The following is a 12684-nucleotide window of genomic DNA, read 5'->3' as shown; positions in this document are numbered from 1 at the left end:
GATCAGGCGAAATAGGCGGCGAGGATGCGGCCGTAGATCGCCTTGAGCTGGTGGATCTGCGCGATGTCGGCGCGTTCGTCCACCGCGTGCATCGTCTTGCCGACGAGGCCGAACTCGACCACCGGGCAATGATCCTTGACGAAACGGGCGTCGGAGGTGCCGCCGGAAGTGGAGAGCGCGGGGCTAAGGCCAGTTTCGGCCTCGACGGCCGCTGCGACGAGCGCGGAGAGCGGGCCGGGCGGGGTGAGGAAGGACTCGCCCGAGATCCGGTGCTCGACCGCGATCGTGACACCCGTCTCGGTGGCGACAGCCTGCGCCTCGCGCTGCAACCATGCGGCGAGGCTGGCGCCGCTGTGCAGGTCGTTGAAGCGGATGTTGACCGTGGCGCGGCAGATCGCAGGGATCACGTTGGTCGCCGGATTCCCGGCGTCGATCGTGGTGACGGCGAGGGTCGAGGGATCGAAATGGTCGCTGCCCGTGTCGAGCGGCTCGGCGGCCAGGCGCGTCACCAGGCGAGCGATCGCCGCCACCGGATTTTTCGCGCGATGCGGGTAGGCGACATGACCCTGCACGCCGGTCGCCGTGAAGAACCCGGAGATCGAGCCGCGGCGGCCGATCTTCAGCATGTCGCCGAGCCGGTCGGGGCAGGTCGGCTCGCCGACGAGGCAGACCGACATCGCCTCGCCCTGCTCCGCCATCCAGTCGAGCAGAGCGACCGTTCCGTCCGCCGCATCGCCCTCCTCGTCGCCGGTGATGGCGAGGAGGATCGCGCCTTCGGGCGGCGTGCGTTCAACGAAATCCACCGCGGCAGCGGCGAAGGCGGCGATGCCCGATTTCATGTCCACCGCGCCGCGCCCCCAGAGGAACCCGTCGCGGCGCTCGGCTCCGAAGGGATCGACGCTCCAGGCCGACGCGTCGCCCACCGGCACGACGTCGGTATGGCCGTTGAAACCGAAGCTCCGGGCGTGGCCTTTCTTGCCCCAGCGGGCGAAGAGGTTCGGTGTGCCGTTCCGGTCTACCCGCGTGCAGGAGAATCCGGCCGCCCCGAGAACTCGCTCCAGACAGACCAGCGCGCCGCCTTCCTCGGGTGTCACCGAGGGGCAGCGGATCAACTCGGCGGTGAGCTCTTCGGGATCGGTCATTCGGGCACCTCTCTGCGGACTGCCATCCGCCTAGCGGCTTTGCACCGGAGCCGCAATCTCGGCCCCGGCGCCAGCAAGCGCAGCACGGCGGAATGCTTGCGCCGCGGCCCCACGGCGCATACATCCGTCGCGCAACCAGATCCGGAGCCTGCCGACATGATCGCGATCATCCAGTTTCTCGACCTCCTTCTCAGCGTCGCCTTCTTCATCATGATCGTGCACATCATCATGAGCTGGCTGCTGAACTTCAACGTGTTGAACTACAACCAGCCGATGGTGCGCAGCATCTGGGACGGGCTGACACGCCTGCTGGAGCCGGTCTACCGCCCGGTCCGTCAGATCCTGCCGGACACACGGCCGCTCGATCTCGCGCCGCTCGTCGTCTTCATCGGCATCATCGCCCTGCGCGACATCTTCCTGCCGGCCCTGGCGCGCTCGGTCTACTAGGCCGCGGCGCGGCCTTGTTTACCGATTCTTGGTGTGGGATGCTGCAGGCATAACGAGCAGCAGAACAAAACCAGCAGGATCGGCCATGGCCGCAGCCTCCCCTTCGGACTACCTCGCCTCTGTCTTCGGATTCGATGCCTTCCGGCCCGGCCAGGCAGAGATCGTCGCGGCGGTGACGGCGGGCGAGAACACGCTCGCCATTATGCCGACGGGCGGCGGCAAGTCGCTCTGCTACCAGCTCCCGGCGCTTTGCCGCGAAGGCGTCACAGTGGTCATCTCGCCGCTGATCGCGCTGATGCGGGACCAGGTGCGCGCGCTGACCGAAGCGGGCGTCGCCGCCGGTGCCCTGACTTCCGGCAACACGCAAGAAGAGAACGACTCGGTCTTCGACGCGCTTTCCGCAGGCCGGCTGAAGCTTCTCTACATGGCGCCGGAACGGCTGGCGTCGGGGAGTGCCGAGCATTTCCTGCGTCGCGCCGGCGTCTCGCTCATCGCAGTCGACGAGGCGCACTGCGTCAGCCAATGGGGCCATGATTTCCGCCCCGACTACCTGCGCATCGGCGGGTTGCGCCGCGCCCTCGGCGTGCCGCTCGCCGCCTTCACCGCCACCGCAGACTCGGAAACACGCGAGGAAATCGTCACGCGGCTCTTCGACGGCGCGGCGCCGAAGACCTTTCTGCACGGCTTCGACCGGCCGAACATCCACCTTGCCTTCGAGGCCAAGAACAACCCGCGCAACCAGATCCTGAGCTTCGCCGCCGCGCGCATGGGCCGCTCCGGCATCGTCTATTGCGGCACCCGCGCCAAGACGGAGACGCTGGCCCGGGCGCTTGGCGAGGCCGGCCATTCCGCCTGCCACTACCACGGCGGCATGGAGGCCGAGGCGCGGCGTGAGGTCGAGCACCGGTTTCAGACCGAGGATGGTCTCATTGTCGTCGCGACCGTCGCCTTCGGCATGGGGGTGGACAAGCCGGACATCCGCTGGGTGGCGCATGCCGACCTGCCGAAATCGATCGAGGCCTATTACCAGGAGATCGGCCGCGCCGGCCGGGACGGCGCACCTGCCGAGACGTTGACGCTCTACGGGCCGGACGACATCCGCCTGCGCCGGGCGCAGGTCGACGAGGGTCTGGCACCGCCGGAGCGCAAGGCGGCCGACCATGCGCGGCTCAACGCTCTCTTGGGGCTGGCCGAGTCGCTCGCCTGCCGGCGCAAGGCGCTTCTCGGCTATTTCGGCGAGGCGTCCGAGCCTTGCGGAAATTGCGACCTCTGTGAGCGGCCACCGGAGTGTTTCGACGGCACGACCGCGGTGCGCAAGGCGCTTTCGGCCATTCTGCGGACGGGCGAGTATTTTGGCACCGGCCACCTGATCGACATCCTGATCGGCGAGGAGACCGACAAGGTCCGCGCCCGCGGCCACGCCGCGCTGCCGACCTTCGGCGTCGGCCGGGAATATGGGCGCAAGGAGTGGCAGGCGATCTTCCGGCAGATGATGGGCCATGACCTCGTCCGACCGGACCCGGAGCGGCATGGAGCGTTGCGGATGACGGAACCCGCAAGGCCGATCCTGCGCGGCGAGGTCGGGATTACCTTGCGCAAGGATTCGATCCGGAGCGCCGGAGATCGCCCGCAGGTCCGGGCGCTGGTACAGGAAGAGGACGCACCGCTGCTCTCGGCCCTGAAGGCGAAACGCCGGGCGCTGGCCGAGGCCGCCCGTGTACCGGCCTATGTCGTCTTCAACGACCGGACACTGATCGAGATGGCCGAGCGGCGCCCCGCCACGCTGGACGCGATGGCGGGCGTGAGCGGCGTCGGCGCGACCAAGCTCGAGCGCTACGGTGCGGCGTTCCTCGAGGTGATCACCGGCGCCGCGGCTGAGGAAATGCACCCCGCAAGGCGGCAGATTGCCGGCCGCGGCAGCGCACCGGTCTTCGACCGGTTGCAGGAGATCCAGCTCGACCTCGCCCGCGGCGCGGACGGGGCAGGAAAGTATCTCTCCTGCACCCACTCGACACTGCGCCAGATTGCCGAACGCCGCCCCGGCACGCTCGACGACATGGCGCGCATCCCCGGCATGGGGGCGCAGAAGGCCGAGCGCTTCGGTGCGGCCTTTCTCGAGGTGCTCGCCGAGGCGTCCTGAGGGCTGGACCCTGCCGGCGGGGCGACTAGATATGGCCGGCGACACAATCGGAGGGTCCCATGCTCGTCGTTCTTTCGCCTGCAAAGCGGCTTGACTGGTCGGAAGTGGCCGGGCCCGGGAAGACCGAGCCGGAGTTCCGGGCCGAGGCCGCGTCGCTTGCGTCAACCGCGCGCCGGCTCTCGAAACCGAAGCTTCAGGCGCTGATGGGGCTGAGCGACACATTGGCAGCGCTCAACAAGAAGCGTTTCGCTGAGTTCGAGGACACACCGGCGCCGGACCGATGCCGGCCGGCGATCCGCGCCTTCGCGGGCGACACCTATGCCGGGCTCGAGGCAAACTCGCTCGACCCCGAGGAACTCGCCTATGCACAGGACCATCTGCGCATTCTCTCGGGTCTCTACGGCGTGCTGCGCCCGCTCGATGCGATCCAGCCCTACCGGCTGGAAATGGGATCGCGCCTGAAGACGCGGCGCGGCGCGACGCTTTACGATTTCTGGGGCGACCTTCCGGCGCGGTCGCTGAAACGCGCTGCCGACGCAGCCGGGACGGATCTGCTCGTCAACTGCGCGAGCCAGGAGTATTTCGGCGCCGTGCGGGTCGAAACGCTCGGGCTGCGCGTCATTGCCCCGGTCTTCCTCGAGGACAAGCCGGGCGGACCAAAGATTGTCAGCTTCTTCGCCAAGAAGGCACGCGGCGCGATGGCGCGCTTCGTGCTCCAGAGGCGTCTGCGCGATCCGGACGGTCTGCGGGACTTCGATGCCGGCGGCTACAGTTTCCAGCCGGATCTGTCGGAGCCCGACCGCCCCGTCTTCCTTCGTGCAGAGCAGTCCGCCGTCGCGGCCTGAGCCGCTATTCGGCAGCGGCTGACGCTGCGTCCGCCTCGGGTGGCGTGGCGGATGGCCGACGGCAGTCGGGCGGACAGGCCTCGACAATGATCGCCGTGACCACCGCCTTCTTCATCGGTTTTGCCACGTAGAGGTCGAGCCCGGCGGAGAGGATGTCCTCCTTATCGCCGGATAGCGCGTGCGCTGTCATCGCCACGATCGGAACGTGACGACGGCCGGCCTCGCGTTTGCGGATCTCCTGCGTCGCCGCCTTCCCGTCCATCTCCGGCATCGAGATGTCCATGAACACGAGATCGGGCTGGAAGCTGCCGTAGAGCTCGACCGCCTCTCGCCCGTTGCCAGCGACGGCGAGTTCGATATCGAGGGATTTGACCAGCTTGCGGAAGACGAACTGGTTGGTGCGGTTGTCTTCCGCGGCAAGCACCCGCATCGCGCGGGGTTCGGACGCAGCGGTTTCGGCGCTTGAGAGTGGAGCAGGAGCCGGATCCTCGAGCGGGGCCGACAGCTCCGGATCCGGACACGCCGGGACGGCAGCCGCGACGCGCCGGGAGTCCGGCGCCATTAGCCAAGACTCTGAGCGTATCGTCAGGCTGGCCAGCGTCCGAAAGAGGTCGCTGCGCAGGATCGGGCGGGTCAGCACCGCGTCCACATTCTTCTCTTCGCGCGCCGGCACAGCGGTACGCTTGTCCGCACAGAGCAGAACCGTTGCGGTGCGGAGCCCGGCGAGCCGGATCGCCGCGGCCAGATCCGCCCCGGTCACATCCGGCAACCGCTCCTCGACCAGGACGATCTGCGGCCGGAATCCCGCCCCTACTTCGGCAAGCGCCATACTTCCGCTGGTCGCGCATCGGACCTCCATGCCGAGCTGCCGAAGCTGCCGCAACAGGATCTCCTGATCGAGCGTTCCGCCGCCGACCATCATTGCGTTCTCCAGCCTCGGCTCGAGCCCATACGGAACGGAGGCTGCGGACGGATCGGCGGCAAGATCGATCCGGAAGCCGAAACAGGCGCCCTTGCCCTTCTCCGATTCGACCCAAATCTGCCCGTTCATCCGTCTGACGATCTGCCGGCTGATCGCGAGACCGAGCCCGGTTCCCTGGAAGCTGCGCGAGGTATCCTGTTCTTCCTGCGCGAAGGATTCGAAGATCGTCTCCTGCATCCCGGCGGCGATGCCGACGCCGGTATCCTCCACGGTAACGTGGATGCGCCAGTCGCCTTCATTTGTCTCGCGGCCGACGACCCGGACGAGGACATGACCTTCCAGGGTGAATTTCACCGCGTTGCCGATCAGATTCGTCAACACCTGACGAATCCGACCTGAATCGCCGATGAGTTTGGTTGGCAGAAAGAGGTCGTAATCGACATGCAGGTCGAGTCCCTTTTCCCGCGCAACCGGCGCGGCAAGCGTCAGCACCTCGTGCAACAGCAGCTCCATGTCGAAGGCTTCAGACCGCAACTCCATTTTGTCCGCTTCGAATTTCGAGAAGTCGAGCACGTCGTTGATGATTGACAGGAGCGACTCGCCGGAACTGCGGATGGTGTTGAGGTAGAGCATCTGCTCTTCATCGAGATCATCGCCCTCCAGAAGCAGGTCCACCATTGCAACGACGCCGTTCATCGGCGTGCGCAGCTCATGGCTCATAGCGGCGAGAAAGGCGGACTTGGCGCGGTTGGCGGCCTCGGCGCGGCTGCGGGCCTCGCGCAACTCCGCCTCGCGCCGCTTCATTACCGTGATGTCCACCGCGAGGCAGACCATGTCGCCATCGCGTGCGCGACGGTGCAGGAGGCGCGAGAACTGGCCGTTCCAGAGACGGATCGTGACCTCCTCCGGCTCCGGCGAATCCCAACGGTCGAGCATTTCGGCGATCCAGGTCGAGGGCGCCACATCGCCGATGTCGAAAATGCCCTCCTCGGCGGCAAAGCGGATCACATCGAAATAGCGAATCCCCGGCTGGATGACCTCCGAATATTCGAAGAGCGACAGCCAGGCGCTGTTGGCGGCGATCAGCCGGTCCTGCTGGTCGAACACGGCGAAACCGTCCGTAATCGTCTCGACCGAATCCCACAGCCGGCGTTCATGGATCTCCGCCAGTTTCTCGGCGCGCTGCAATTGCGCCTGTGTGCGTTGGTTACGGCTCTTGAGCGCCTCCGCCTCGCTGCGCGCAAGCTCGGCCACTTCCCGTTGCTCGACGATCTGGTCCGACAGTTTCAGGGCGTGCTGCGAGAGCTTTCGGTTGGCCTCGAACAATTCGCGGCTCTTGAGATCCAACCTGCGTTCGGCCGCCAGCCTCGCCCTGCGTTCGGCCGCCAGTTTGTCCGTCAGGCTCATCTCTTGGCATGTCCCTTGCGGCCGACACCGGCCCGCCTTCCGGAGCCATCCTTTGTTGATTCCGGTGAACAGAGGCTTAACCCGCGCGGCTCTGGGAATCGTTGCATTCCGCCGCCTTGCCGTGCGACCCTGTGGATATCGATTTCCAAGCGGAGTCATTCTCATGCGCCGCCTCATCACCTTCCTCATTCTCGCGCTCGTCCCGCTCGCCGGAAGCCTCGCAACGGCCCAGCCACAGGGGTCCCCGATCCCCGAACGCCGCCTCATCGTGGAGCGCGACACGGATTTCTACGGCGACGACCTCCGCGCCATGTTCGACACCAGTTTCGACGCCTGCCGGCAGGCCTGCCTGAGTGATCCGGCCTGTGGTGCCTTCACCTTCAACGGCCGCCAGAACAGCTGTTTTCCGAAACGCGGCGTGAGCCGGCGCGAACCCTATGAAGGCGCCATTTCGGCAACGATTGTGCAGACACCTGCGGAGGTGCTCGCCCGCGCCAGCACCCGCGCTGGCGAACTGGGCTTCCTGCGGCCGGCGGATATCGACGCCGCGCGTTCGGAGGCCGAGGCCATTCCGCGCCGCCATCTCGCCGGTGGATGGACCCTCGAGGACCTGCTTGCCGGGCTGGCCGAGGCCCGGGCGAAGGGCGATCACACCAACGCGCTCCGCTGGGCAGGGGCGGCCATCGTGCTCACTGACGATGCGGAGCAATGGCGCAGCTATGCCGAGAGCGCACTCCGCGCCAAGGGTGAGGACGACACGCAGACCCGGCGCTTCCGCAACCGCGCCCTGCCGGCGGCGGTGAACGCCTATCTGCGCGCCGCCGATGCGCCGGCTCAGGCGCAGGCCCTGCTCGTCATAGCCGAGGCGCTGGAACAGGCAGGGCGCGGCCAGGCGAGCCTGCCGGCGCTCCGGCTGGCAGAGACGCTCGCGCCGTCGCCCGAAATCGCCGAGGCGCTTGCCTCCGCGATCGGCAAATACGGCTTCCGGATCACCGACGACCGGGTCGACAGCGATCCGGCGATCCCCCGCATCTGCGCTACATTTTCCGAAGATCTCGCTCCGGGCGTCGATTTCGAGCCCTATGTGCAGTTGCCCGGCACCGGCTTCTCGGTCGAGGCCGAAGGCCAGGAGCTTTGTGTCGAGGGCGTCCAGCATGGCCAGCGCTACCAGCTGACCTTCCGCGCAGGTCTGCCCGCCGCTTCGGGCGAGGGACTCGTCAAGGACGTGACGCTCACCCTTTATGTCCGCGACCGCGCGCCCGCGGTCCGCTTCCCCGGCCGCGCCTATGTGCTGGCGCGCACACCCGACGCGGCATTGCCTGTCGTCACCGTCAATCTCGAGGAGGTCGAAATTGCGCTGCGCCGGGTCGACGACCGCAACCTCATGCAGATGATCCAGGAAAACCTCTTCGGCGAGCAGCTTTCCGAATGGGAGGACCGGCGGCTCGAAGACGGCCTCGCCGAGACGGTCTGGACCGGCACCGGCGCCGTCGAGACCGCGCTCAACACCGAAGTGACCACGCTGTTGCCGATGGGAGAGGTGATCGGCGACCAGCCGGCCGGCCTCTATGCGCTGCAGGCCGCGGTGCCAGGCGCCGACCCGTATGACAGCCCGCCGGCGACCCAGTGGTTCGTGATCTCCGATCTCGGCCTTGCAAGCATGCGCGGCGCGGACGGCCTGCATGTCTTCCTGCGCTCACTCGCCTCGGCCGAACCGCTGGAAGGGCTTTCGGTGTCACTGATCTCCCGCTCTAACCGGGTTCTGGCCGAAGCCGCAAGCGATGCGCGGGGTCATGTCGCCTTCCCGCCCGGCCTGACCAATGGCCGTGGCGGCGCGGCGCCGGCGCTTGTCGTTGCCCGCCAGGGAGAGGAGGATATGGGGTTCCTGTCGCTCGTCGGCCCTGAGTTCGACCTCTCCGACCGTGGCGTCGAAGGCCGGCCCGCAGCCGGTCCTGTGGATGTCTTCCTCGCCACTGACCGCGGGGCCTATCGCGCCGGCGAGACGATCCACGCCACGGCGCTCGCCCGGGACGGAACGGCAAAGGCCATCCCCGGCCTGCCGCTCACCGCGATCCTGACCCGGCCCGACGGCGTCGAGTATGCCCGCGAGGTCTCGACCGGTGGCCCCGCCGGCGGCCATGTGCTGACGCTGCCGCTCGGTGGCACGGTCCCGCGCGGCACCTGGACGCTGGCGCTCCACACCGATCCCGAGGCCCCCGCGCTCGCCAGCCGCAAGCTGCTGGTGGAGGACTTCCTCCCCGAGCGGATCGATTTCGAGATGTCCCTACCCGATACCGCGCTCCGTCCGGACGACACGCCGCCGCTGCGCGTCGCCGCGCGATACCTCTTCGGCGCGCCGGCCGCCGACTTGCCCGTAACCGGCGAGGTGCAACTCGCAGCCGTCAACGGGCTCGCCGGCTTCCCCGGCTACAGCTTCGGCCGCCACGACGCACTCTTCGAGCCCCGTATGGCCGGGCTCGAGACGGCGCGCACCGATGCCGCCGGACATGCGGTCCTTCCGGTCACTTTCCCCGAAGCAGCCGAGACGACGCATCCGCTCGAGGCGCGCTTGACGCTCCGCGTCTCCGAAGGCTCCGGGCGGCCGGTCGAGCGCCACCTGTCCGCCGCGCTCGCCCCCACCGGCCCGATGATCGGTATCCGCCCGCTCTTCGACGACGTCGTGAGCGAAGGCTCCGAAGCACAATTCGAAGTGATCGGCCTCGGCGCCGATCTTGCGCCGCAACCGATGCGCGTCGCCTGGAAGCTCAATCGCGTCGAGACCCGCTACCAGTGGTATTCTTCCTATGGCAGCTGGGACTGGGAACCGGTCACCCGACGAAGCCGCATCGCCTCTGGCGAGGCCACGCTCGACGGCACGCCCCTGCGCCTCGCCGCGCCGGTCGACTGGGGCCGGTACGAGTTGATCGTCGAGCGACTGGACGGCCCATACGCCGCCGCATCGGTCGGATTCGATGCCGGCTGGTACGCCCCCGCAGATGCCGCCGCAGCGCCCGACATGCTGGAGGTCTCGCTCGACAAGCCGGCCTACCGCCCCGGCGACACCGCGCGCCTGCGCGTCGTGCCCCGCGCGGCCGGCAAGGCGCTGATCACGGTCGCGTCCAACCGGCTCATCGACATGAAGACGGTCGACCTGCCCGCCGGCGAGAGCCTGATCGACCTCACCGTCACGGACGAGTGGGGCGCGGGCGCCTATGTCACCGCAACGCTCATCCGCCCGATGGACGAACCGGCCGACGGCCACGCGCCGGCCCGCGCGCTCGGCCTTGCCCATGCCGCGGTGGATCCGGGTGCGGCACGGCTCGAGGCCGCCTTCGACGCACCGGAAAGCGCCGCCCCCCGCGCGACGCTTGACGTGGCGCTGAGGGTCGACGGCGTTGCCGAGGGCGAGACCGCCTTCGCCACCATCGCCGCGGTCGACCAGGGCATCCTTAATCTCACCGGTCACCAGACCCCCGATGCACCGGCGCACTATTTCGGTCAACGCAAGCTCGGCGCCGGACTACGGGACATCTACGGCCAGCTCATTGACGGCCGCTCCGGCACCATGGGCGCCCTGCGCTCCGGTGGCGATGCGGACGCACAGATGCGGATGCAGAGCCCGCCGCCGACCGAGGAACTCGTCGCCTTTTTCTCCGGCCCCGTCACGGTCGAGAACGGCATCGCGCACGCCACCTTCGACATGCCCGCCTTCAACGGGACAGTGAAGCTCATGGCGGTGGTCTGGTCCGCCAGCGGGCTCGGCAAGGCCGAGGCCGAGGTTCTGGTTCGCGACCCGGTGGTTCTCACCGCCTCGCTACCGCGTTTCCTCGCCCCGGGCGACCGCGCGCAGATGCTGCTGGAACTCGTGCATTCCGATGGCCCCACCGGCGATTTCGCGCTCGAGGCGAGCGCAACCGGCGTCACGCTCGACAGCTCCGCCATCCCCGCCGCGCTCGCGCTCGGCGAAAATGGCAGGGCGGTGCTCAACGTGCCCGTCCTGGCCAGCTTGCCGGGCCTTGGCGAGATCACCCTCGCCCTCACCACGCCGGCCGGAAAACGCCTGACAAAGGTTCTGAAACTCCCCGTTCAGATCAACGATCCCGCGGTCGCGGACACCTCCCGCTTCCCGCTTGCAGACGGTGCCAGTTTCACCCTCTCGCGCGACGTCTTCGCCGCCTACCGTCCCGGCACCGGCTCCGCCACGCTCGCCCTCGGCCCGCTCGGCAGTTTCGACGCGCCGGGACTGCTATCGGCGCTCGACCGCTATCCCTATGGCTGCACCGAACAAGTCACCAGCCAGGCGATGCCGCTGCTCTATTTCGACCAGGTCGCCCGCGCCATGGGGCTGACCGAACAAGACGACATCGCCGACAGGATCGGCCGGGCCGTCGATATCGTCCTGTCGCGGCAGAGCGGCTCCGGCGGCTTCGGCCTCTGGGGCGCCTATGACGGCGACCTCTGGCTCGACGCCTACGTGACCGACTTCCTCAGCCGCGCCCGGGCGCAAGGTCACGCCGTCCCTGGCCTCGCTTTCCGCCAGGCGATGGACAACCTGCGCAACCAGATCAACTATGCCGCGGATTTCGACGAGGGCGGCGAGGATCTCGCCTACGCTCTTCTCGTGCTCGCCCGCGAGGGCGCGGCGCCCATAGGCGACCTGCGCTACTATGCCGACGTCAAGGGCGGCGATTTCGGCACGCCGCTCGCCACCGCGCAGATCGGCGCGGCGCTGGCGCTCTACGGCGACCAGCCGCGCGCCGACGCGATGTTCCGCCGCGCCGCCGCCCAGCTTCTGCCACGGCTCAACGACGAGACCGAGGCCGTCTGGCGCGCCGATTACGGCACCAACCTGCGCGATACCGCGGCGCTGCTGACGCTCGCATCAGAAGCCGGCAGCGAGGCAATCGACCGGAAGGTGCTGGTCGAGCGTGTCTCCGAGGTCGCCCGCCCGCGCTCGACGCAGGAATCCGCCTGGTCGCTGCTCGCCGCGCATGCGCTGATCGAGACCACCGGCGAGGGCTTCCTGATCGACGGCGCGCCCGCCACCGGCCCGCTCCTGCAGGTGCTGGAAGACCAGACCGGCGCCGCGCCGATCACCGTCATGAACCACAGCGGCCAAGAGACCCAGCTCACGCTCACGACTCTTGGCGTGCCGGCGCAACCCGAAGAGCGCCGCAGCTATGGCCTTGCCATCGACCGGGAGTATTTCACAACTGACGGCGCCCCGGCCGACCCGGCCACGGTCGCCCGCGGGACGCGGTTGGTGACCGTGCTGACCGTGACGCCCTTCCAATACATGGAATCGCGACTCATGGTGGATGACCCGCTGCCGGCGGGCTTCGAGATCGACAACCCAAGCCTTGTCCGTTCCGGCGACATCCGAGAACTCTCATGGCTCGACCCGGCACCGACCGAGACCGCCGAGTTCCGCCAGGAGCGCTTCCTCGCCGCCGTCGACTGGCGCTCCAAGGACCCGTTCCGGCTGGCCTACATCGTCCGGGCCATATCGCCGGGCAGTTACCACCACCCGGCCGCCAGCGTCGAGGACATGTATCGCCCGCAGTTCCGCGCCCGGAGCGAGGAAGGCCGGGTGATCGTGACCGAATGAGACGCGCTGTGGTCGTTCCCCCCTGTCACCGACACGCCTCCGGCCCGGAGCCAAGATCGGCCGGGCCCGGGTGCGCTGCCGAGCCATTTCCCGGCCGCGGCGCGGCGATCCCACGGTTGGGCGGGGCACATTATCGTGCCGGCTCCGGAAAAGATCGGAGCGATGCGCCAGCG

6 protein-coding genes are annotated in these 12684 nt (G+C 68.2%); 4 read left to right on the top strand and 2 right to left on the bottom strand.

The window, feature by feature from the left end; translation table 11 throughout:
- Positions 1-2 precede the first annotated feature (2 nt).
- Positions 3-1142, bottom strand: coding sequence for a succinyl-diaminopimelate desuccinylase (dapE, locus tag EU800_RS06760; RefSeq protein ID WP_129629876.1), 1140 nt, complete (start codon positions 1140-1142; stop codon positions 3-5).
- 156 nt (positions 1143-1298) lie between these two features.
- Between dapE and EU800_RS06755 the strand changes: the two genes are divergently transcribed.
- The 3 genes from EU800_RS06755 to yaaA all read left to right on the top strand — a co-directional run bounded on the left by EU800_RS06755 (position 1299) and on the right by yaaA (position 4574).
- Positions 1299-1589: a YggT family protein gene (locus tag EU800_RS06755; protein ID WP_129629874.1), complete on the top strand. Its 291-nt coding sequence runs from the start codon at positions 1299-1301 to the stop codon at positions 1587-1589.
- An 85-nt stretch (positions 1590-1674) separates the two neighbouring features.
- The gene (gene recQ / locus EU800_RS06750; RefSeq protein ID WP_129629872.1) at positions 1675-3729 is read left to right on the top strand and encodes a DNA helicase RecQ; all 2055 of its coding nucleotides are present in this window, start codon (positions 1675-1677) and stop codon (positions 3727-3729) included.
- A 59-nt stretch (positions 3730-3788) separates the two neighbouring features.
- Positions 3789-4574 carry a peroxide stress protein YaaA gene (gene yaaA, locus EU800_RS06745; protein ID WP_129629870.1) on the top strand — a complete coding sequence of 262 codons (786 nt, stop codon included), beginning with the start codon at positions 3789-3791 and terminating at the stop codon, positions 4572-4574.
- 4 nt (positions 4575-4578) lie between these two features.
- Here yaaA and EU800_RS06740 read toward each other — a convergent pair whose 3' ends face one another.
- Positions 4579-6903, bottom strand: coding sequence for a response regulator (locus EU800_RS06740; RefSeq protein ID WP_129629868.1), 2325 nt, complete (start codon positions 6901-6903; stop codon positions 4579-4581).
- A 163-nt stretch (positions 6904-7066) separates the two neighbouring features.
- Here EU800_RS06740 and EU800_RS06735 point away from each other — a divergent pair, with 163 nt between their 5' ends.
- Entirely contained in the window at positions 7067-12511 is a 5445-nt protein-coding gene (locus EU800_RS06735; RefSeq protein ID WP_242500423.1) for an alpha-2-macroglobulin family protein, read from the top strand.
- Positions 12512-12684: the final 173 nt, after the last annotated feature.

It is taken from the genome of Tropicimonas sp. IMCC6043 (assembly GCF_004146235.1).
In the GTDB taxonomy this organism is placed as follows: domain Bacteria; phylum Pseudomonadota; class Alphaproteobacteria; order Rhodobacterales; family Rhodobacteraceae; genus Tropicimonas.
The sequence above is the reverse complement of the archived record's forward strand: the minus strand, read 5'-3'. Positions and strand labels throughout refer to the sequence as shown.